The 21,012-nt window shown below is 64.9% G+C and carries 20 protein-coding genes; 8 read left to right on the forward strand and 12 right to left on the reverse strand.

The window, feature by feature from the left end:
* Positions 1–29 precede the first annotated feature (29 nt).
* The 6 genes from gatB to gatC all read right to left on the reverse strand — a co-directional run bounded on the left by gatB (position 30) and on the right by gatC (position 5,473).
* Positions 30–1,517 (reverse strand): Asp-tRNA(Asn)/Glu-tRNA(Gln) amidotransferase subunit GatB, encoded by a 1,488-nt coding sequence (gene gatB, locus AKN83_RS20990; protein ID WP_050400982.1) that lies wholly within the window; start codon positions 1,515–1,517, stop codon positions 30–32.
* A 116-nt stretch (positions 1,518–1,633) separates the two neighbouring features.
* Positions 1,634–2,995 carry a patatin-like phospholipase family protein gene (locus AKN83_RS20995; RefSeq protein WP_083992149.1) on the reverse strand — a complete coding sequence of 454 codons (1,362 nt, stop codon included), beginning with the start codon at positions 2,993–2,995 and terminating at the stop codon, positions 1,634–1,636.
* A gap of 166 nt (positions 2,996–3,161) precedes the next feature.
* Entirely contained in the window at positions 3,162–3,443 is a 282-nt protein-coding gene (locus AKN83_RS21000; RefSeq protein WP_050400983.1) for a hypothetical protein, read from the reverse strand.
* A gap of 3 nt (positions 3,444–3,446) precedes the next feature.
* Positions 3,447–4,922: an Asp-tRNA(Asn)/Glu-tRNA(Gln) amidotransferase subunit GatA gene (gatA, locus tag AKN83_RS21005; protein ID WP_050400984.1), complete on the reverse strand. Its 1,476-nt coding sequence runs from the start codon at positions 4,920–4,922 to the stop codon at positions 3,447–3,449.
* Positions 4,919–5,161: a hypothetical protein gene (locus tag AKN83_RS21010; RefSeq protein ID WP_050400985.1), complete on the reverse strand. Its 243-nt coding sequence runs from the start codon at positions 5,159–5,161 to the stop codon at positions 4,919–4,921. The genes gatA and AKN83_RS21010 overlap by 4 nt, the downstream gene beginning before the upstream one ends.
* Before the next feature lie 24 nt (positions 5,162–5,185).
* Entirely contained in the window at positions 5,186–5,473 is a 288-nt protein-coding gene (gatC, locus tag AKN83_RS21015) for an Asp-tRNA(Asn)/Glu-tRNA(Gln) amidotransferase subunit GatC (RefSeq protein WP_050400986.1), read from the reverse strand.
* 379 nt (positions 5,474–5,852) lie between these two features.
* Here gatC and AKN83_RS39810 point away from each other — a divergent pair, with 379 nt between their 5' ends.
* Positions 5,853–6,023: a hypothetical protein gene (locus AKN83_RS39810; RefSeq protein ID WP_157113488.1), complete on the forward strand. Its 171-nt coding sequence runs from the start codon at positions 5,853–5,855 to the stop codon at positions 6,021–6,023.
* On the opposite strand, the gene AKN83_RS21020 is transcribed toward AKN83_RS39810, so the two are convergent.
* Entirely contained in the window at positions 6,014–7,093 is a 1,080-nt protein-coding gene (locus AKN83_RS21020) for an NAD(P)H-dependent flavin oxidoreductase (protein ID WP_050400987.1), read from the reverse strand. The genes AKN83_RS39810 and AKN83_RS21020 overlap by 10 nt on opposite strands.
* An 18-nt stretch (positions 7,094–7,111) precedes the next feature.
* On the reverse strand, positions 7,112–8,092 hold the full coding sequence (locus AKN83_RS21025; protein WP_050400988.1) for an NAD(P)H-dependent flavin oxidoreductase: 981 nt from the start codon (positions 8,090–8,092) through the stop codon (positions 7,112–7,114).
* Positions 8,093–8,208: 116 nt separating this feature from the next.
* On the opposite strand from AKN83_RS21025, the gene AKN83_RS21030 reads away from it, so the two are divergent.
* The 3 genes from AKN83_RS21030 to AKN83_RS21040 all read left to right on the forward strand — a co-directional run bounded on the left by AKN83_RS21030 (position 8,209) and on the right by AKN83_RS21040 (position 10,699).
* Positions 8,209–9,102 carry a LysR family transcriptional regulator gene (locus tag AKN83_RS21030; RefSeq protein ID WP_050400989.1) on the forward strand — a complete coding sequence of 298 codons (894 nt, stop codon included), beginning with the start codon at positions 8,209–8,211 and terminating at the stop codon, positions 9,100–9,102.
* A 185-nt stretch (positions 9,103–9,287) separates the two neighbouring features.
* A complete protein-coding gene (gene ruvX, locus AKN83_RS21035) occupies positions 9,288–9,770 on the forward strand; it encodes a Holliday junction resolvase RuvX (RefSeq protein ID WP_050400990.1) in 483 nt (160 codons plus the stop codon).
* A gap of 2 nt (positions 9,771–9,772) precedes the next feature.
* The gene (locus AKN83_RS21040) at positions 9,773–10,699 is read left to right on the forward strand and encodes an AEC family transporter (protein ID WP_050400991.1); all 927 of its coding nucleotides are present in this window, start codon (positions 9,773–9,775) and stop codon (positions 10,697–10,699) included.
* Between the two features lie 46 nt (positions 10,700–10,745).
* Here AKN83_RS21040 and AKN83_RS21045 read toward each other — a convergent pair whose 3' ends face one another.
* On the reverse strand, positions 10,746–11,957 hold the full coding sequence (locus AKN83_RS21045; protein WP_063695448.1) for an ABC transporter substrate-binding protein: 1,212 nt from the start codon (positions 11,955–11,957) through the stop codon (positions 10,746–10,748).
* Positions 11,958–12,270: 313 nt separating this feature from the next.
* Here AKN83_RS21045 and AKN83_RS21050 point away from each other — a divergent pair, with 313 nt between their 5' ends.
* The gene (locus AKN83_RS21050) at positions 12,271–12,945 is read left to right on the forward strand and encodes a hypothetical protein (RefSeq protein ID WP_157113489.1); all 675 of its coding nucleotides are present in this window, start codon (positions 12,271–12,273) and stop codon (positions 12,943–12,945) included.
* 5 nt (positions 12,946–12,950) lie between these two features.
* On the opposite strand, the gene AKN83_RS21055 is transcribed toward AKN83_RS21050, so the two are convergent.
* Together AKN83_RS21055 and AKN83_RS21060 are read right to left on the reverse strand one after the other, a co-directional pair.
* Complete coding sequence (locus AKN83_RS21055; RefSeq protein WP_050399761.1) at positions 12,951–13,721, reverse strand: CPBP family intramembrane glutamic endopeptidase; 771 nt, start codon at positions 13,719–13,721, stop codon at positions 12,951–12,953.
* Positions 13,722–13,731: 10 nt separating this feature from the next.
* The gene (locus AKN83_RS21060) at positions 13,732–15,375 is read right to left on the reverse strand and encodes an acyl-CoA dehydrogenase family protein (RefSeq protein ID WP_050399762.1); all 1,644 of its coding nucleotides are present in this window, start codon (positions 15,373–15,375) and stop codon (positions 13,732–13,734) included.
* A gap of 316 nt (positions 15,376–15,691) precedes the next feature.
* Between AKN83_RS21060 and AKN83_RS21065 the strand changes: the two genes are divergently transcribed.
* Genes AKN83_RS21065 through AKN83_RS21075 form a run of 3 tightly spaced genes read left to right on the forward strand, consistent with a single transcriptional unit; the run spans position 15,692 to position 20,483 of the window.
* A complete protein-coding gene (locus AKN83_RS21065; protein ID WP_244522034.1) occupies positions 15,692–17,290 on the forward strand; it encodes an HlyD family secretion protein in 1,599 nt (532 codons plus the stop codon).
* Positions 17,287–18,507 carry a hypothetical protein gene (locus AKN83_RS21070; RefSeq protein WP_050399748.1) on the forward strand — a complete coding sequence of 407 codons (1,221 nt, stop codon included), beginning with the start codon at positions 17,287–17,289 and terminating at the stop codon, positions 18,505–18,507. Before AKN83_RS21065 ends, AKN83_RS21070 begins: the two co-directional genes overlap by 4 nt.
* Entirely contained in the window at positions 18,507–20,483 is a 1,977-nt protein-coding gene (locus tag AKN83_RS21075) for a glycosyltransferase family 2 protein (protein WP_050399749.1), read from the forward strand. Before AKN83_RS21070 ends, AKN83_RS21075 begins: the two co-directional genes overlap by 1 nt.
* Here the strand turns inward: AKN83_RS21075 and AKN83_RS21080 are convergent.
* Positions 20,480–20,980, reverse strand: coding sequence for a hypothetical protein (locus tag AKN83_RS21080; RefSeq protein ID WP_244522035.1), 501 nt, complete (start codon positions 20,978–20,980; stop codon positions 20,480–20,482). The two genes, AKN83_RS21075 and AKN83_RS21080, sit on opposite strands and share 4 nt — an antisense overlap.
* Positions 20,981–21,012: the final 32 nt, after the last annotated feature.

Genomic DNA, 21,012 nt, shown 5'->3' on the forward strand with positions numbered 1-21,012 from the left:
GCCAAGGACAACATCATTGTCCTGTTCGTTCAGATGCCGAGCTTCGACTTCAAGAGGTCGTTGACCGCCTGCGGGTTCGCCTTGCCGCCCGACGACTTCATCACCTGACCGACGAACCAGCCGACCAGTTGCGGCTTCGCCTTCGCCTGCTCGACCTTGTCGGGATTGGCCGCGATGATGTCGTCGACCACCTTCTCGATCGCGCCGAGGTCGGTCACCTGCTTCATACCGCGCGTCTCGACGAGCGCGCGCGGATCGCCGCCCTCCTGCCAGACGATCTCGAACAAGTCCTTGGCGATCTTGCCGGAAATCGTTCCCTCGCCGATCAAATCGACGATCGCGGCGAGTTGCTCCGCCGACACCGGCGAGCCTGCGATCGCCACACCTTCCTTGTTGAGACGGCCGAACAGCTCGTTGATCACCCAGTTGGCAGCAAGCTTGCCGTCGCGCGCCTTGTCGGCGAGACGAGCGAGCACCGTCTCGTAGAACTCCGCACTCTCGCGCTCGGCGACGAGCACGCTCGCATCATAGGGCGACAGGCCGAAGCCCGTAATAAAACGGGACTTCTTCTGGTCCGGCAGTTCCGGCAGCTGCGCCTTGAGGTCGTCGACGAAGGCCTGGCTAAATTCGAGCGGCAAGAGATCGGGATCTGGGAAGTAACGGTAGTCGTGCGCCTCTTCCTTCGAGCGCATCGAGCGCGTCTCGCCCTTGTTCGGGTCGAACAGCCGGGTTTCCTGGTCGATCGAGCCGCCGTCCTCGATGATCTCGATCTGACGCCGCGCCTCGTACTCGATCGCCTGGCCGATGAAGTTGATCGAGTTCATGTTCTTGATTTCGCAGCGGGTGCCGAACGCTGTCTCGCCGTAGCGCCGCACCGAGACGTTGACATCGGCGCGCAGGCTGCCCTTCTCCATGTCGCCGTCGCAGGTGCCGAGGTAGCGCAGGATCGAACGCAGCTTGGTGACGTAGGCCTTGGCCTGCTCAGCGTCGCGGATGTCGGGCTTGGAGACGATCTCCATCAGCGCGACGCCGGAACGGTTGAGGTCGACATAGGTCATTGTCGGCGACTGATCGTGCAGCAGCTTGCCGGCGTCCTGCTCCAGATGCAGCCGCTCGATCCCGACCGTGGCGCTGCGGCCGCCGTCGAGCTCGAGCAACACCTCGCCCTCGCCCACGATCGGCGACTTGTACTGGCTGATCTGGTAGCCCTGCGGCAGGTCGGGATAGAAATAGTTCTTGCGGTCGAACACCGAGCGCAGATTGATCTTCGCATTCAGCCCGAGACCGGTGCGCACCGCCTGGCGGACGCACTCCTCGTTGATCACCGGCAGCATGCCCGGCATCGCGGCATCGACCAGCGAGACATGGGAGTTGGGCTCGCCGCCGAATGCGGTCGATGCGCCCGAGAACAGCTTCGCGTTCGAGGTGACCTGGGCATGGACCTCCATGCCGATCACGACCTCCCAATCGCCCGTGGCGCTCTTGATCAGTTTGTGAGGGGCAGCAGATGCGGTCATGGATCTCGGTTTCCGGACAGGTATTATCTGGGATGGATTGGGCTTCGCGCAACCGACAGCGCCAGTCAAGCCGCCTTGCAATCCGGTTGCGGCCCGCCCGTCGCCGGAGGCGCTGATCAGAGCCCGCGCCGGAACTGCTGATAGGCCTTGCTCGAGCGCAACGCGTCCGCGCCGCCCGTGATCAGTTGGTCGACCTGCTCGGCCGGCAGTGAAAGCCGCGTCGGGATGGCGTTCAGGATGCCGGCGCGATCCGGTCCGAGCCGGTCGAAGCCGAGCCGCTCGACATAGATCGCGACATCTCCGCATTTCCACCCCGTACCGACGCCGAGCCTGGCGCGATCCGCCGCCGACAGGCCGCAGCGCCACCGCTTCAGCTTGCCGGACCAGTCGCTGGCGAGCGCCGTGAACGCGGCGTAGCTGGAGCGCACGCTGGCATCGATCGCGGTGTCTGCGGCCGCCGACACGAGTTCGACACCGTTCGGCCCTTCGAGCGTCTGCACGAAATCGCCGGAGATGCCGCGGCCGGCATCGACCACCAGGAACAGGATGCGCTTCAGCTTGGCCGCCTGCCGCTCGTCGAGCGGCTGGTAGGGACGTTGCGCGGCGAGCAAGCCGATGCTGAGCCCCGACAGCCCGTAATTGTCGACCAGCCCGCCATCGAGCAGCTTGACGTAGCGCATCGAGCCGTCGCGGTAGCGCGCCTGGGCCTCGGCGTAGGACCGCAGCAACGGCTGCGCGTTCGGATCGTTGCGCACCCGATCATACCAGGGCGGCAGCGGCGCGGCGCAGCCGCCGGGATAGGTCTGCAGCACGATCGGCGCAAACGCGAGCGGCACCGCGGCCGATGCCGCCACCGCTTCGGCGACACGATAGGAGCGGATGTCGCTGCACAGAGCGTCGAACGATGTCTTGCCGAACACGAACGGCGTGCGGTTGTAGATGTCTGACGCGTTGATCCACACCCGCGGCCGGCGGTCGTCGGGCAACGCCTCGAACCGTGCGCCGTCGAACAGATTTTGATCGAGCCAGTCGGTGAACTGACTGTCGTTGACACCGCCGCCGAGCGCGCGCCCGATATTGCCGAGCGAGATCCGCGTCTTCAGTCCTTCTTCGGCATTGCGCAGCAGGAAGCGTTCGCGGAAATCAGCGAGCGCCGCACGCCGCTTCAAGCCGAAATAGGCGGCGGTAACCGATCCGCCGGAGACACCCGAGACGAAGTCGACGCGGTCGAGCAGCGTCTTGCTGCCGGCAGCGCTGGAGCGCGCCCGGTCGAGTTCTTCCAGCACGCCGAACGAAAACGCCGCCGCGCGGGTGCCGCCGCCGGAGAACGACAGCGCGAGCAGCAGGTCATCTTCATAGGTCGGATAATCGCGGGCGCTGCTGTTGTCGGCGAGCGCAGCACCGAGCGGCACGTTGCCGGGGAGATTATAGACGGACGCGCAACCGGCAAGGCCCGCTGCCACCGCTGCCACCAGCAATGCTGACAGCCATCCCCCTATGCCCGACCCACGCACGAATACTCTCTTTGCCGCTGGCCCCCGCCACGTTCCGTAAGCCTATCACGGCCAATCTGGGCGGCGGCATGGCGGCCGAAATACGGTTAATACTCGCGGTGCCACGGCACCGGCATCTGGCACCGATAGTTCAGGCCAAAAGCGCGGAGACGATCCGCTCCCACTCGGCCTCCACCGTGTCCTTTGCGACCGGCTGGCCGGCTCGGCGATACCAGTACCCGGCATTGCCGAGATCGCCCTCGACCCGATGCAGATGGGCATGCACCCAGGCCGAATTGGCGTCGCTCTCGTCCTGCACGATGCGGTGCGCCTGATCCCAGTCACCCTTCCTGGCCCACCACAATGCGGCGAGCGGCGGCGACAACGCGCTATCCGGCGCAGCGTCAGCGAGACTGGCGCGGAAATCCGCCATCGCTCACCACCATCTGGGCGCCGCGAACCGGCCGGCCGCCTGCTCGATCACTTCGCCGAGCGAGAACAGCGTCTCCTCGTCGAACGGACGGCCGATCAGTTGCAGGCCGAGCGGCAGGCCTTGCGTGTCCTTGCCCGCGGGCACGGCGATGCCCGGCAGGCCCGCCATGTTCACGGTCACCGTGAAGATGTCGTTGAGGTACATCTCGACAGGATCGGCGCCGCCCTTCTCGCCGATGCCGAATGCCGCCGATGGCGTCGCCGGCGTCAGGATCGCGTTCACGCCCTTGGCGAAGCAGTCCTCGAAATCCTTCTTGATCAGCGTCCGCACCTTCTGCGCGCGCAGATAATAGGCGTCGTAGTAACCCGCCGAGAGCACATAGGTGCCGATCAGCACGCGGCGGCGCACCTCGTCGCCAAAGCCATCGGCACGGCTGTTCTCGTACATCTCGATGATGTTCCTGGCCGGCTCGCGCAGCCCGTAGCGCACGCCGTCGTAGCGCGCGAGATTCGAGGAGGCCTCCGCCGGCGCCACGATGTAGTAGGCCGGCAGCGCATATTTGGTGTGCGGCAGCGACACTTCGACGAGTTCGGCGCCGGCGGCCTTCAGCCACTGCGCGCCCTCGCTCCAGAGTTTTTCGATCTCGGCCGGCATGCCGTCGAGGCGGTACTCCCTGGGAATGCCGATCTTCATGCCCTTCACGGACTTGCCGATCGCGGCTTCGTAGTCCGGCACCGCGATGTCGACCGATGTGGTGTCCTTGGGATCGTGACCTGCCATCGAGCGCATCAGGATCGCAGCATCGCGTGTCGTGCGTGCGATCGGGCCGGCCTGGTCGAGCGAGGATGCGAACGCCACGATGCCCCAGCGCGAGCAGCGGCCGTAGGTCGGCTTGATGCCGACGGTCGCGGTGAACGCGGCGGGCTGGCGGATCGAGCCGCCGGTGTCGGTTGCGGTTGCGCCCATGCACAGCAGGGCCGCCACCGCCGAGGCCGAGCCGCCGGACGAGCCGCCTGGCACCAGCGTGGTGTTGGAACCCTCGCGACGCCACGGGTTGGTGACCGGGCCGAAGCACGAGGTCTCGTTCGACGAGCCCATTGCGAACTCGTCATTATTGAGCTTGCCGAGCAGCACCGCGCCGTCGCGCCACAGCTGCGAGGTTACCGTGGATTCGTAGGGCGGGATGAAATTGCCGAGGATCTTCGAGCACGCGGTGGTGCGGATATCGCGGGTCGCGAACAGGTCCTTGATGCCGAGCGGGATGCCGGCCAGCGGCCCGCCCTCGCCCTTTACAATTTTCTCGTCGGCGGCCTTGGCCATCTCGCGGGCACGGTCGGGCGTCTCCAGCACATAGGCATTGAGCACGCGCGCGGCTTCGATGGCGGCGAGATGCGCGTCAGTCAGCTCGACGGCGGTGAAAGACTTGCTCGCCAGGCCCTCGCGGGCCTCGGCGATCGTCAGCGATGTCAAATCGGTCATTTATTGATCGGGCTGCAGAAGAACGGAGACAGGGTCTTGTCGTTGGCGGGGTCGTCCTGCCGGGGGCTGATATTTCTCTGGACGTTTTCCCTGGCACGCTCGGCATCGAGCGCTTCGAGATGGTCGAGGACCGCATCCATCGCCGCATTGGGATCGGCGACCTTCCCCTTGCGCTCCATCGCATCGAGGAAGTCCATATAGGCCTTGTAGGCCTTTTCATCGTCGCAGAGCAGACACATCGCCATCGTCCCAGAACAGAGAAACTACTCGACCACCTTCGGCACGAGGAAGAAGTGATCGGTCGTATCGGGCGCGTTGCGAACGATGTCGTCGGCGATCTCGCCGTCATTGACCACGTCAGCGCGCTTCTTCATCTCCATCGGCGTCACCGAGGTCATCGGCTCGACGCCGTCGATATTCACCTCCGACAGCTGCTCGACAAAGGCCAGCATCGCGTTCAGCTCGCCCTGGAGGTGGGGAACTTCGGCGTCGCTGACCGCGATCCGCGCCAGATGCGCGATGCGGCGGACGGTTGTGGCGTCGACGGACATTATATAGGGCCTCGGGTCCCAAAGGTCAGGCTGAAAGGTCAGCCCGCCGTATAGCAGAGGCCGGTTTTGCGCCGCAACCGCGCGAATCCCTCGGCCCCGGGGGCTTGGGCCCCCTGCCCGGCGCCCCGGCGAGGCCTTCCGCGCGCATTCGGGACGCAAAAAGCCTGCGACGAAACCACTTTGCGGCTGCCACGAAGTGGTGCCGAAACATTCGCGGCGCCTACTTCCCCCAAATAGAAAAGTTCGGAGTGCGTCATGCAAACGCTGGAAAGCCGCCCCCGGCCGGAGAGCTGGGACCCCGCTTTGTGGTCGATCGGCACGGTGCTGGGGATCGCGATCCTTTACGTCGCCTGCCTGGTCTGAACGAGGAGCCATGGCCATGTCCCAGGCAACAGCTCTGCAGGAAAAGGCCGAGATGTTCGAGCGTCGCGCCGAGAGCGCCACCGATACGATCTCCCGGCAGCATTACAAGGAAATGGCCGCGCATTATCGCAGGCTCGTGGCCGAGCATCTTGAGATCAGCCGGAGCGAGCCCGCGCGTCAGGCCTGAGACAGCGCGCCCATGCGTGCGAGTGCGGCGCCCGCCAGCGCGCGGGTCAGCTCGGCGGCCGGCATCTCCTTCCCCATCCGCACCGCCTGCCCGGCCCAGAGATTGGTGAAATCGACCTTGCCCTGTTTTTCGGCAGCCGCCTTCAGCGGCCCGAGGGCGGTCGCCGCATGCGGGAACGCCGGTGCGTCCGGCGAGATCGGACCGACCTCGCGCATCACGCGGTTGGCGACCCCACGCGCCGGGCGGCCGGTCATCACATTGGTGATGACGGTCGATTCATCGCTCGCCTGCGCCAGCGCGATCCGGCCCTGCGCAGTGACCTTGGATTCCGGACAGCGCAGGAACGCGGTGCCGATCTGCACCGCGGATGCGCCCAGCGCAAAGGCCGCCGCGATCCCGCGTCCGTCCGCGATGCCGCCGGCCGCGACGACCGGCACCTTCACCGCATCGACCACCTGCGGCAGCAGCGAGAACGTGCCGGGTTGCTCGGCGATATCATCGGTCAGGAACATGGCGCGATGGCCGCCGGCGTCGGCGCCTTGCGCGATGACGACATCGGCGCCGTTCTCCTCGAGCCAGATCGCCTCCTTCACTGTCGTCGCCGACGACATCACGATGGCGCCCGTCGCCTTCACCCGCTGCAACAGTTTTGGCTCCGGCAGGCCGAAATGGAAGCTGACGACCTCGGGCTTCAGCTCCTCGACCACGGCGCAGAACGCCGCGTCGAACGGCGCGCGGTTCGCCGCGTTGATCGGCGCATCCGGATCGAGGCCGTGCTCGCGGTAGTAAGGCCCGAGCCGCTGCTGCCATTGCGCCTCGCGTGCCGGATCGGCGTCGACCGCCTTGTGGCAGAAGAAGTTGAGGTTGACCGGCGCGGACACGCGCTGGCGGATGATGTTGACCTGCTCACGCGCCTTCTCGGCCGAGAGCATCGCGCATGGCAGCGAGCCGAGCCCGCCGCCCTGCGCCACCGCAATCACGAGCTCCGCATCCATTACGCCGGCCATCGGCGCCAGCACGATCGGGAATTCGGTCTTGAAACGATCGATCAATCGACGGTCCGGCCACATGGTCTGTCTCGCGCTTGTTCAGAACAAAGAGGAAAGAGAGTTACGCCGGCCCTGCAACGTCTGCTCGGCCTCGGCGACGATGCGGCCGACGATCTCGGCCGCGGGAACGATATCATGGATCAGCCCGGCAGACTCGCCGGCAAACACCGCAGCGATGTCGAAATTGCCCGCTTCCCTCGCCGCAGCGTATTCCACCGCGATCTCGTCGGCGCGCTGCATCAGCTCGATCTCGCGGCCAGACCAGCGCCGCAGATGATCGTTGGCAAGCGAGCGCGCGGTGAAGGGCGCCGGCCACATCAGCTTGCGCGACCAGTCCATCACCACGCCGCGCACCGTCTCGCCGCTCTTCGCCGCACAGATCAGTTGCTTCGCCCGCTCGGGCGCGTCGGCCTCGGCGCTGGCATAGAACCGCGTTCCCATCAGCACGCCGGATGCGCCGAGCATCATCATCGCAGCCAGGCCACGGCCATCAGCGATGCCGCCGGCTGCGACGACGGGGACGCGCCCCGCCGCGAAATCGATGATCGCTGGCACAATCTCGAGCGTGGTGCGCGAGGCACCGTGACCGCCCGCCTCCGTGCCCTGCGCTATCAGGATGTCGGCGCCGCAATCGAGCGCTTGTTGCGCCATCTCCTCGCTCTGCACCTGGCAGATCAGCAGCGCGCCCGCGGCCTTGATCTTGGGCGCGAACGGCGCGGGATCGCCGAACGACAGCATCACCGCGCGCGGTCGCGCCTCCAGTGCGATCTCCATCAGCTCCGGCTGTTTTGCGAGGCTCCAGGTGATGAAGCCGATCCCGAACGGGCGGTGATATCGCCTGAGCACCGCTGTCTCCGCCGCGAGCCAGGCTTTGTCTCCGTAGCCGCCGCCGAGAATGCCGAAGCCGCCGGCGTCGCTCACCGCCATGACCAGCCGGCTTGCCGTGATCATCGCCATCGGCGCCGCCAGGATCGGATGCGCGATGCCGAGACGTGCCGTCAATTCGGTGCCGATCGGCATGGTTGCTCCCTGTTCCGGATTTGCTGTTCTGGACTTGCAGCCTAAGCGGGCCTAACATTCTGTGAAAATGAATACTAGAGAATGCTACTATCTCTAAAATGAAACGGTGGTCCCTGATGGAATTGACCGACCTGCTCACCTTTTCCACGGTCGCCCGGCTCGGCGGCATTACCCGGGCCGCCGACGAGCTGAACACCGTGCAGTCCAACGTCACCCAGCGCATCAAGGCGCTGGAGGCCGAGATCGGCACCGCGCTGTTCGAGCGCCACAGCCGTGGCATGTCGCTGACCGGCGCCGGCCGCCGGCTGTTGCCCTATGCGCAACGCATGGCTGCGTTATCGCGCGAAGCGGTGCTCGCCGCGCGCGACGATGGCGAGCCGAAGGGGCCGCTGTCGATCGGCTCGATGGAGACCACCGCCGCGGTGCGGCTGCCGACGCTGCTTGCCGAGTTTCATCGCCGCTATCCGGCGGTGCGCCTTACACTGCGCACGGCGCCGACCGCCGATCTCGTCGCCGCCGTACTCGACGGCACGCTCGACGGCGCCTTTGTCGCCGGTCCGATCGAGCACGCCGAACTCACCGCGACGCCGGCCTTCACGGAGGAATTGGTGCTCGTCACCGCGCCGCGCTGGACATCGCTCGCCGCCTTGCGCGCCGGCACGCCGGAGTCGGGCCCGACTGCGCTGGTGTTCCGCACCGGCTGCACCTACCGGCAGCGTCTCGAACAGGTGTTCACCGAGTTCGGCTGGCCGTCCGCCGCCCGCTTCGAACTCGGCACGCTCGACGGCATGGTCGGCTGCGTCGCCGTCGACATGGGCGTGACGCTGCTGCCGCGCGCGGTGGTCGAGCGCGACAACCACGTCCAGCGCGACATCAAGATCCACAGGCTCAATCCGCAGCATGCGCATGTCGAGACGCTGTTCATCCAGCGCCGCACCGCGCACCAGTACAGCGCGTTGCAGGGACTGGTCGCGTGCCTTTCCGGCGACGATCGGGTGATCGCTGCCTGAGGCGACTGCAATCTCACCTCTCCCATCGGGAGAGGTCGGCGCCTCGCGCCGGGTGAGGCGTTACGATCCCTCGATGGAACGCTGTCCCCTCACCCGAATTGCTTCGCAATTCGACCTCTCCCCAATGGGGAGAGGTGAAGCAAGTGCTTTGCCTCGGCGAGCGGGTGCGTGCTAAGCGCTAGCGCATGCCCGCCCCCATCCTTCCCCTGATCGAAGCCGCGCCGCATTGGCCCGCGCGCGGCGCGCTGGTCGGCCTCGACCTCGGCACCAAGACCATCGGCGTTGCCGTCTCCGATCCGGACCGGCGGCTCGCGACCGGCGTCGAGACCATCCAGCGCAAGCAGTTCAAGGCCGACGCGGCGCGGCTGCTCGCGATCGCGGCCGAGCGCAGCGCCGTCGGCTTCGTGCTGGGCCTGCCGATCAACATGGACGGCAGCGAGGGCCCGCGCGCGCAATCGACCCGGGCCTTCGCCCGCAATCTCGCAGGCCTCACCACGCTGGCGATAGGTCTGTGGGACGAGCGGCTGTCGACCGCCGCCGTCGAGCGCGAGCTGATCGGCATGGACGTCAGCCGCGCCCGCCGCGCCGAGGTGATCGACGAGCACGCTGCGATCTTCATCCTGCAGGGCGCGCTCGACCGGCTGGCGAAGCTGCGCGGAGACCGCTGACGATGGCCGTGGTGATCGCGGCGCTGCTGCCGGTGTTTCTGCTGATCGTGCTCGGCGTCGTCCTCAGGCGCACGCTGATGCGGCTCGATACCCAGTGGCATGGGCTGGAGCAGCTCACTTACTACGTGCTGTTCCCGGTGCTGCTGGTGCAGACGCTGGTGAAGGCCGACCTGACGACCGTGCCGGTCGCCGGCGTCGGCGGCGCGCTGCTGCTGGCGGCGCTGGTGATGTGCCTGCTGTGCCTTGCGCTGCGCGGCCCGCTCGCCCGCGCCGGGGTTGACGGCCCCGCCTTCTCCTCGATCTTCCAGGGCGCGACGCGCTGGCAGACCTATGTCGCGCTGTCGGTGTCGGGCAATCTCTATGGCAAGGTCGGACTTGCGCTGGCCTCGGTCGCGATGGTCGCGATCATTCCGCTGGTCAACGTCTTCAGCGTCGCCGTGCTGGCGAAATATGCCTCATCCGGGAAGCGATCCGCGGGCGCCATCGTGATGACTGTGGTGAAGAACCCCCTGATCTGGGCCTGCGTCATCGGGCTCGCCATCAATGTCATCCATGTTCCGCTGCCGAAGATATGGCACGACGTCGCCGACGCGCTCGGCGGCTCGTCGCTGGCGATCGGCCTGCTCGTCACCGGCGCCGGGCTGCATCTGGAAGGCATGTTCCGCCCCAGCCTCGCCGCAAGCGTCGCGCTGCTCCTGAAGCTGGTTGCGATGCCCGTCCTGACCGTCGCGCTGGCGATGTGGTTCGGCGTCACCGGCGCCAACCTCGCCATCGTCGCGGCCTGCGCCGCGGTGCCGACCTCGCCCTCGGCCTATGTGCTGGCGCGCCAGATGGGCGGCGACGCCCCCCTGCTCGCCCAGATCATCACGCTGCAGACGATATTGGCCGCGATCACGATGCCGATCGTGATCGCCGCGGTCGGGCCCTAGCATGCGGCCTGCGCTTGCGCAGTAAGGCTCGTTCCGCCAGTCGTCGCTATTTCCCGCTCGATCCGGTGAACGCCGTGTCGAGCACGTCACCGATCGGCTGCCAGCTGCTGCCATCGAACTGAAGTAACCGCAATTGCTCGACAGGCCGGAAGCCACCGCTGTTGATCTTGATGCCCGGCAGCAAGGCGGACGCCTGATAATCCCTCAGCGCCGCGGCCTGCTTCATGACGTTTTCGCGCGATAGATCGTTGCCGCATTGCCTGAGCACCTGGACCAGCGTCTCGGCCGCAGCATAGCCATAGACCGCGGCCGCATCATCCTTGCCGCCGGCTTTGGTATATCTGTCCATGAAGCTGTGCCAGGCGCCCTGATCTTCCCTCCAGGCCGGATCGCTCGCATCCTTCAGGAAGGCGGCTGTGATGACACCGGTCGCATTCTCCGTGCCGGCCGGCCTGAGCACCGTCTCGATCGATGACGCCATCTGGTTCACGACGAACACCGGCCGCCAGCGATGGTCGGCGGCAGCTCGGATCACCTTGGCGGCGTTTTCCGGCACGCCGGCGAACACGAAGACCTCGGCCCCCGATTGCTTCAGGATCGAGACGTGGCCGTCCAGATGCTGATCGTCGACCTCATAGGCGATGTCGACCCTGATATTGTGGGCGACGTCACCGAGCCCCTGCACCAGTCCCTTGAACAGTTCCCGCCCGAACTGATCGTTCTCCCAGAGCGCCACGATCTTCTTTCCCGGATAGAATGCCTGGATGTAATTGGCGTAGATGCGTCCCTCCTCGCGGTATGAGGGCTGCCAACCCATGGTCCACGGATAGAGCGACGGCTCGCTGAGGTCCTGATCGCCGGAGGCGACAAAAAGTTGGGGGACCTGGCGCTCGTTGAGATATTTCCGCACCGCCAGATTGCCCGGCGTTCCAAACGAACCGAACATCAGAAGCACATTGTCGGTCTCGACGAGAATGCGCGTGAGGTCCATCGCGTTGGCCGCGTCCGACAGATCGTCGTAGGACATAAAGCGGATCTTGTGGCCGTTGATGCCGCCGCGTTCGTTGATCATCTCGAAATAGGCGGCTTCGGCCTTGCCGATCTGGCCGAAAATCTCCAGCGCGCCGCTATACGGCATCAGATTGCCGATCCGGATTTCGGTATCGGTCACGCCCCCATCGCGCACCTGCTGCGTGATGGCGCCGAGAGACGCCAGCGCGACGACGCTGGCCAAAAGAATTCGGAACAACGTAGCCATGGGAAGAGCTCACACGACGGCAGCCGCTGCTGCCTAGTTTCGATCCGGCCCGCGCTCGTTCGTTGATCTAGATCATAGCACTGTGGCGGGGGCGCTTGTATCCTTCTTTGTTATCCTCCTGAACAGACGCCGACGCGCCGCTACGGGTTCCGGACCATCGCGCAGACGATCACAGCGGCCATTACCATGCTGATTGTGATTGAGGCGACTGTTCGCGAAAAAAGCGCAAATCTACTTTTTGCCTTTACCGTCGCTTCAACCCAGGCTTGCTAAGTTCATACGCGCCTTCTCATGCAACCAGTGGACCGCACGCATGAACGACAATCCGAGTTCGTCTGCCTTCGACGACCGTCAGCTTTGCCTCTGGCTCGCGACTCTTTCGCCCGGTGATCTCTCGGTAAATGAAGGCGCGGCGGCACGGCCCGGTAGCGCGATGATCACATCGGTGGGCAGCCACAATGATGTGCTGTGGTCACAGATGGAACGCGCAGACTGGACACAACGGATCGCGGTCGACGACGTGCCCATGGCGCACCTGGCAAGCAGTTACACCTTCACTGAGACGGGCGCGCGCGCCGTAAAGACGGCAATTGCGGAGCTTATCAGCCGAAAAGTGCAGCTCATGAGGAACGTCAAGGGCTTCGACGGCAGTGCGCCCGAACGCGTGAGGCAGCTGTGCGGCGTCTTCAGTTGGCTGGGCCTGAGAGCAATTTCCCTGTTAACGCTTGCGCAGGAAGCGAAGCCGAGGACGAGTGAAGCCCAGGCTCGGCAGCGTGACTGCATCCTGGCACTGGAAGAGATCCGCAAGGGTGTTTCAATGGCCGGGCTGTACATAGCCGAGGCCATTTCGCGTGGTCCCGACAGCGATATCGGGCAGGACTGCCTCGAGCGGACCACCAAAGGCCTGCGCTATGCGGAGCAGTGCCTGATGGAATGGACGGCCGAGATGTATGCTGAACGCCCCGGCAAGCCTTCACTGCTGTCCTGAGCCGATCACCCCGCCAGCCACCAGGTCTGGATCGTCGCAGCAAGATTGTTCAGACCGTGCAGCAGAATGGTCAGCCAGGTCGAGCCGGTGCGGAACCGCAGATAACCGAACAGCAGCCCGATCGACAGCACCTCGCACAGGAAGAACCAGTCGTATTGCAAGTGCATCATGGTCCAGACGACCGACGACAGCAGGATCGCGCCATAGGGGCCGAGCCTTGATTCCGACCAGCCGCGATAGAGCCAGCCGCGCGCGAACAGTTCCTCCCAGAGCGGTGCGGCCACGGCGAAGGCGATCACCAGAAGCCACAGCGCGCTGTGTTCCTGCGCCGATTTCAGCACGTCTCCCATGAAGCCCGGCGCCACCTCGCGGCCTGCGGCGCGGGACACCATGTCCCAGGCGCCGACCAGCACGATCAGCGCGACGACGCCGATGATCACGTTCTTCCACGATGTCCCGCGCAGCCCGAGGTAATCGGCAAACGGGATCCCGGTCCGTCTGATCGCGAACCACAGCGCCAGCAGCACCATCGGCAGACCTGCAAGGACCGAGAGCGAGATCGTCAGACCGTCGGCGACCACGTGGGTGATGCCTCCCGCCGACAGTTCACCGCCCTGCGCGATGATGCGGTAGATGACGACCGCGACCTGGCCGACGAACATTGCGACGAAGATCAAGAGACCCCACAGCGCGGTGCCCCAAAACTTCCAGACCCGCGGCCGGCGCGGCGGCGGTTCGAGAGCCGACGGCGAAGTATCGGGATTGAGTGCGTCCATCAGCAAACCTTCAAGGCAGCGCCCGCGCCAGCAGCGCGCGCTGATCGGCATCGGAGAGATCCACCGCGCCGTACATGCCGGCGTGGCGTTCGGCAAGCCGGGTCACAGCAAACAACTCGGCGTTTTTCGGCGCGACCTGGTTGAGCGCAGCGGTAGCGGCCAATAGCGCCAGCTTCTCGACCGCAAGCCGCGCGATGCGCTCGCTGTCCGGCCGGCGGAACGATTGTCCGATCGAGGCGACCGCCTCAGCGGCGCCGGGCAGGCCCCTGGTCTCGTCGGCGAGCGCACGCAGCACGGCGAGCGCGGCATCGGCTTCGCGGCCGAGCGCGCGGAGCACGTCGAGGCACATCACATTGCCGGAGCCCTCCCAGATCGCATTGACCGGCGACTCCCGGTAATGCCGCGCCAGAATGCCCTCCTCGACATAGCCGTTGCCGCCGAGGCACTCCATCGCCTCGTAGAGGAGGCCGGGAGCGCTCTTGCAGGTCCAGTATTTGATCGCCGGCGTCAGCAGCCGCACATAGGCCGCCTCGCCCGCGTCAGTGGGCGCGCGATCGAAGGCGCGGCACAGCCGCATCACCAGCGCGATCGACGCCTCGACATGCAGCGCCATGTCGGACAGCACCGCCTGCATCAGCGGCTGGTCGACGAGATGCTTCTGGAACACGCTGCGATGCCGCGCGTGATTGAGCGCATGCGCGAGCCCCGAGCGCATCAGGCCGGCGGATGCGATCGCGCAATCCTGCCGCGTCAGCTGCACCATCTGGATGATGGTGCGGATGCCCTTGCCCTGCTCGCCGATCAGTTCGGCATGAGCGCCATGGAATTCGACTTCCGAGGAGGCATTGGAGCGGTTGCCGAGCTTGTCCTTCAGGCGCTGGAAGTGGATCGCATTGACGGTGCCGTCGGGCGCAAAGCGCGGCATGAAGAAACAGCTCAAGCCATCCTTGGTCTGCGCCAGCACCAGGAACGCGTCGCACATCGGCGCCGACATGAACCATTTGTGCCCGGTGATGCGATAGCCATCGCCGTCGCGCTCGGCGCGCGTCATGTTGGCGCGCACATCGGTGCCGCCCTGCTTCTCGGTCATGCCCATGCCGAGCGTCATGCCGCGCTTGGTCCACCACGGCGCAAAACCCGGGTCGTAGGCGCGCGTTCCGATCACCGGCATCGTCTTCGCCAGGATGTCCGGCTGCGAGGCCAGCGCCGCGACCGAGGCGCGGGTCATCGTGATCGGGCAGAGATGACCGGTCTCGACTTGCGAGGCGATATAGAACCTTGCCGCGCGCACCACCTCGGCCGCGCCGCCAGCCGGCTTGCCGTCCATGGTCCAGGTCGAATTGTGCACGCCGGCATGCGCCGAGTGCGCCATCAACTCGTGATAGGCCGGATGAAACTCGACCTCGTCGCGGCGATTGCCTCTGGCATCGAAGGTGCGCAGTTTCGGCTGGTTCTCGTTGGCAATGCGGCCGCGCTCCGCCATGGCGGCGGAACCCCAATGCTTGCCGAAATCCGACAGCTCGGCGGTGGCCGCGGCGGCGCCATTGGCGGCAACAGCCGCGACCAGCGGCGCATCCGTCGTGAACAGGTCGATATCCCAAAACGGCGGCGACTGGTTGAGCACGTCGTGGGTGGCAAACGGAGCCTTCGTCATGGTCGCCTCGGCAATGGGTCTCGCTGCGCGCTTGGTCAAGCGGACGGTCGCGACCACGGGCTATTCGTCGCGCATTGGAATCGGGCGATCATAGCCCGCAAGGAGGCGCCGGGCAGCGAAAAATGCGGCTTCTGCCGGGCTGCCAGTTCCTGAATTGGGCTGATTTGCCCCACGATGCCCGGGCAATGCCGGTGCAATATCGGCGTCGCCATGGCCCGGAAAGCCGCGAGCGCATTTGACCTCGACTGACCGCCCGCCCCTGCAGTTGGAACCAGCTCTCCGGCTTGGAGACCACCTCTCTCGTGGTGCATCGTTCTTGCTGCATTTTTCATCGCCGCATTTTTGGCAGCAACCAAATGCGGTCAGCATTGTTGCAGTCGCTAACCGGCGCCGCGAAAAACAGTCCGCCAACAAGAAGTGCGCTTCCAGGGCCCTCCCGACCGAGAGAGAATTGATGATTGACAGATCCGAAACCCGCGGCACCGTGCGGAAACATCAGGGAATACTGAGAATATCCGCGGTCGCCGTGGCGGGATTGCTGTCTGTCCTGATGCTGACAGCGGTAGCGCCGCCGATCATTGCAGACCAGTCCGATCGCGCCGTAGTCAACGCACCCGTTACGCTTCTGACGGCGCCAATCAGTGGCGAAATCGATTCGTTGACGGCGCTTCCGGGCCACGACGTCCGCGATGGCGACACGCTGGCGCAAATCAGCAATCCAAGACTTGATCGCTGGACCCTCATCTCGTTGCAGGAAAAGGCGTCCGACGCACGGCGGAAGCTCGATGCGACGCGCTCAAAATACGACTCGGACGTCAACTATGTTTCGTCGCTCGACGGCGAGCTCGCTGACCAGACAAACCAGCTCAAGGGCCAATTCCAGTCGCAGATCGAGGAACTCCGCGCCCGCGTAGCTCAATCCAACGCCGCGACAAGTGAAAAGAAAGCCTTGGTCGACCGACAGAGCAATATGGTGACACGCAATGCCGCGAGCATGGACATGCTCAGGCCGACGACCCAGCAATATGCTGCGGCGATGCATGGCGCGGACGCAGAAATAGCCAAGCTCAACCAAAAAACGGCACAGCTCAACGCCCTGAGCAAGGGCATCTATATCGGCGACGAGTTGGTTGCGCTCAACAATCTGGCTCAGAAGCGCAGGGACATCGATCTGGACGCCAAGCGGATGAAAATCGAGGAAAGGCAGCAAATCGCGGTGCTTGCCGACCTGGAGCACCTGATCGACGCCGAACAAAAACGGCTGGCAACTTTGGCCGACGCCAAAGTCCTTGCGCGCGGCCAGGGCAAGGTATTGACCGTCGGCGCCGCGGTGGGACGACACGTGAGCGCCGGTGATACGATCAGCTCCGTCATCAACTGTGACAAGCGCTTTGTTGTCGCCATCTTCTCCTACCGGCAGGGCCAGAGCATGACGCCCGGCACGCGCGTCCGCATCGACGGGAGTTCGTTGCGATCCGGCCTCGTCACTGCGGTTGTGCCGAAGACCAGCGACAAGACCGATGAACGCTTTGCCGTTCCGTTCCCGCAAACCGAGCGGCGCGAACTCTATGCCATCATCACCCCGGACGCGGCGAACGACGACGGACCGGCGCAGCAAGCAGCCACGGCGGAGGCGTCAGCCTGTCCGGTCGGCCAATGGGTGACGGTGACGCGCGAGAATGGTGTCGTCCCCTCGATGTCGGTCACGTGGCGACGGCTCGGCCATTTCGTCGCTTCGTGGATCCGGGACGACGCAGGCACCGTCAACGCCGCGCAGAGCACGTCATCGGACGCGGAGGCTCGGCGTACTGGCATCGCTCGTCTGAACGATGCATTCCGGGCCTCGCAACCGCAGCAGCAGCCAACGGCCGATGAGAATGGGTCGCCCGGAACTCGTACCCTCGTATCGCGATGAAGTCTGCCATCGTGATGACGCTATGCGCGGTCGTCCTCGGCGCGCCCGGAGCCGGCCACACAACCCCAACCGCAAACGCCTTCTGCGCTGGGTTGAAAAGGGCGGTCGCCCCGCGCGCAAGCGCGGCCGACGCGGTTTTCATCCGCAGTTATGACCCCGGCACGGATGAAGCGGCGCTTCCGGCGGGTCTCGCAACGACGGCGTTCGTCTACGATAACGCACTCGTCGCCATTGCGCTGATCGCGTGCGGCAACGTGTCGGATGCAAGACCGATCGGCAACGCGCTGAGCCGCGCCGTTGGCAAGGACCGCAGCTTCGACGATGGCCGCGTGCGCAATGCCTATCGTGCCGGCGCGGTGAACAAGGTCGCTCCCGATCTGCCGGGCTGGTGGGATGGACATGCCAATATCTGGGCGGAGGACGCGGCACAGGACGGCACCTCGACCGGAAACGTTGCCTGGGCCGCATTGGCATTGCTGACGCTGCATCAGGCAACCGGGGATCCTCAATACCTCGCCGACGCAAGGCGCTTGATCGACTGGGTGATCGACACGACCGCTTCCCAGGACGGCTTTTACGGCGGCTTTCACGGCTATGATCCGAAGCAGGTCAAGCTCACCTGGATGTCGACCGAGCACAACGCCGATGTTCACGCCGCCGCGCGCTGGCTGTTTCGCCTGACCGGCGACCCGAAATACGACGGCGCTGCTGGACAGGCCAAGCGTCTGCTCGATCGCGCCTTTCGCGGCGATCATTTCCTGCTCGGGACCAAGCCTGACGGCAGCCTTGCGGACGAAGGTCTGCTCGCGCTCGACGCCCAGCTTTGGCCCTGGATGGCAATTCCTGAATCGCTCCCGGCATGGAAGAGCACGCTCGGTTTCGCGAAAGCTCACCTCGGGGTCGATGGCGGCTTTGACTTCAACGGCGATCGCGACGGCCTCTGGGTAGAGGGCACGGCGCAGGCCGCCCTGGCCTACCGGATCGTCGGCGACACCCGCGAAAGCGATCGGCTGCTGGGCAACCTGAAGGCGGACCAGACGTCGTCCGGCCTGCTCAACGCCGCGCGTCCGGCGCGACTGACGACGGGATTGTCGATCGATCCAACCGGCGGCGTTCCGGACTTTTTCTATTATCGCCGCCCGCATCTCGGCGCGACGGCGTGGGCCGCGCTGGCTGAAACAGGCTGGAATCCGTTCACGGGGAAGAGGATACGCTGATGTTTCCGACTGCCGCTGATAATTCATCGATCCTGGCCATCGACATCGGAATTTTGCTCGGGCTTCTGGTCATGGCGCGACTGCTGGAGCCGCTGCGCGCCGGCCACCGTATCCTGTTCGGGGCGACGACGGCGGCCCTTCTGACCGTTTACGCGCTGTGGCGGTGGAACGACACGCTGCCGCCATTTGAGTGGTCGGCGCAAAGTCTCTGGCCGCGACTCTTCATTGCATTCGAGTTGCTTGCGATCCTCTACACGCTGATATCGATCGTCATCCTGTTCCGCAGCACCGACCGCACCGCGCAGGCCGACGCTTCACAACAGCTTTTGGCTTCGGAAGATCGCAATCCGGCCGTCGACGTCTTCATCTGTACCTATGACGAACCACTCGAAATCCTCGAGCGATCGATCCTGAGCGCACTGGCGCTCGACTATGCCCATGCGACGGTCTGGGTGCTCGATGATACGAGACGCGACTGGCTGCGGGACTATTGCGACCGGGTCGGCGCGCGTTACCTGACGCGGCCCGATAACAAGGGCGCCAAGGCCGGCAATCTCAATAACGGATTGATCGCAACCGCTCGAGCGACAAATGCGCCTGTCATTCTGGTGCTCGATGCGGATTTCGCGCCACGGCGGGATTTCCTGAAGCGCACGATCGGCGTGCTGCTGTCCGATCCGGGGGTTGCGATCGTGCAGACCCCGCAATTCTACTACAACGCTGATCCGATCCAACACAATCTGCTGGCGGAAAAGAGCTGGGTCGACGATCAACGGTTATTTTTCGACATCTTTCAACCGGCCAAGGATGCGTGGGGCTGCGCATTCTGCGTCGGCACCTCCTTTATCGTTCGCCGTGACCGTCTGGATGAGATCGGCGGCTTTCCCGACCAGGCCGTCTCGGAGGATATCAATCTCACCTACACCATGCTGGCGCACGGCTATCGCACGGCCTGGCTCAACGAGCCGCTCAGTTTCGGACTTTCAGCCGAAGGCATTCCGGAATATGTCACTCAGCGAGCTCGCTGGTGCCTCGGCACCATCCAGGTCGCATTGCTGCGCAACGGACCGCTATTTGGCCGCGGCTTCCGCTTCACCGAGCGCTGGCACTATCTGCACGGCGTGCTGAACTGGCTCTCCAAGCCGTTCATGGTACTGCTGTTGATCGCGCCGACCATCTATTGGTTCGGCGGGCTACCCGCGTTCGAGGCCGACTATCAGTCCTTCCTGCGCTACGGCATGCCGGCCCTGCTCGGGCAAATCGTCTACATGAGCTGGATATCGCGCGCGCGGACGCTGCCCTTGTTCATGGAGGCGACGCATGCCGTCACCTGCTTTGCGGTGACCGCAACCCTGTTCACCGCCATGGTCAAGCCATTCGGACGCCCCTTCAAAATCACCGACAAGGGAGGCGATCGATCGGCGCCGCGGGTTCACTGGAAGCTTGCCGCCATCTTTGGGCTGATCGCGGCGAGCTCCGCCGCCAGCATCATATGGGAGTTCATCTCCCCCTACGCCGCCGACGAAATCTCCTCTCTCGATTTCTTCAACCTGTTGTGGGCGGCCATCGCGATGTTGATCGCCTTCATCGCGTTTCTGGTCTGCTTCGAAGTGCCGCGTTCCGGTCCTATGTTCGAGACGGACGAGTTCGTCTGGCTCGCCGGCGAAGGAAAAATCCTTTCGTGCCGGCTGCTCGCAATATCGCCGTCCTCGGTGCGGCTCGCGGGCGCTGCTGGCGAGACGCTCGAGCTTGCCGGCTGGCACTATAGAATTCACCTGGAGGGCTTGGGATGGACCGACATGTCCATGGTCTCGCGATCCGGCCGCACGGTGCTGGCGCGCCTTGAGCCGAGTGCCGAACAGTATCAGCGTCTGGTGGTGCGGCTTTTCAGCGCGTCCCAAAATAACGTTGCCAGTGTCGCCAGTCTTCGCGGCACTCTGGCCGGGCTGCTGCGCCGCGGGTTCATTGGCGTTTAGTTGAGCGTGCGCCGGGCCGTCGTCGGATTGATCAATCCCTGCGCTAGATGCTTCCGTGGCTCGGCGCGGTCGCGACCGAGCCGCCGGTCCAGCCAATCGTTGGCGCGGGTTCTATTGGCCTCTTTCAGGGACGCCTGCACCGGAAAGATGTCGCCGGCGTGCAGCGGCCGGTCATACGGATAGGCCGCCAGTTGCAGGTTCGATTCATGCGCGGCCCCGTCCGCCGGAGAGATGTAGGCAAACCGGATCTCGATCTTGTGCTTGATGTCGGCGCCCTGCCATTTCGGATGATGGCGCGCCAGCAGCTCGACGAGCTCGCAGGGCAACAGATCGGAGGTCGAGCTCCGATTGCCCTCGGTCCTCTCCATGTAGCATTGCTCCTTGACGCTGCTGACGCGCGCGTCGATCGGACGGAAGTTCACCCGCTTGTCGAGCTCGATATAGGCATAGAGGCCCGCGACGCCGATGGCGATCATTCCGTAGAGGCCCAGGCGCATGGTTGAACTCCAATCCTCCCGAACCGACGCGA

The sequence above is a fragment of the Bradyrhizobium embrapense genome, assembly GCF_001189235.2.
In the GTDB taxonomy this organism is placed as follows: Bacteria; Pseudomonadota; Alphaproteobacteria; order Rhizobiales; family Xanthobacteraceae; genus Bradyrhizobium; species Bradyrhizobium embrapense.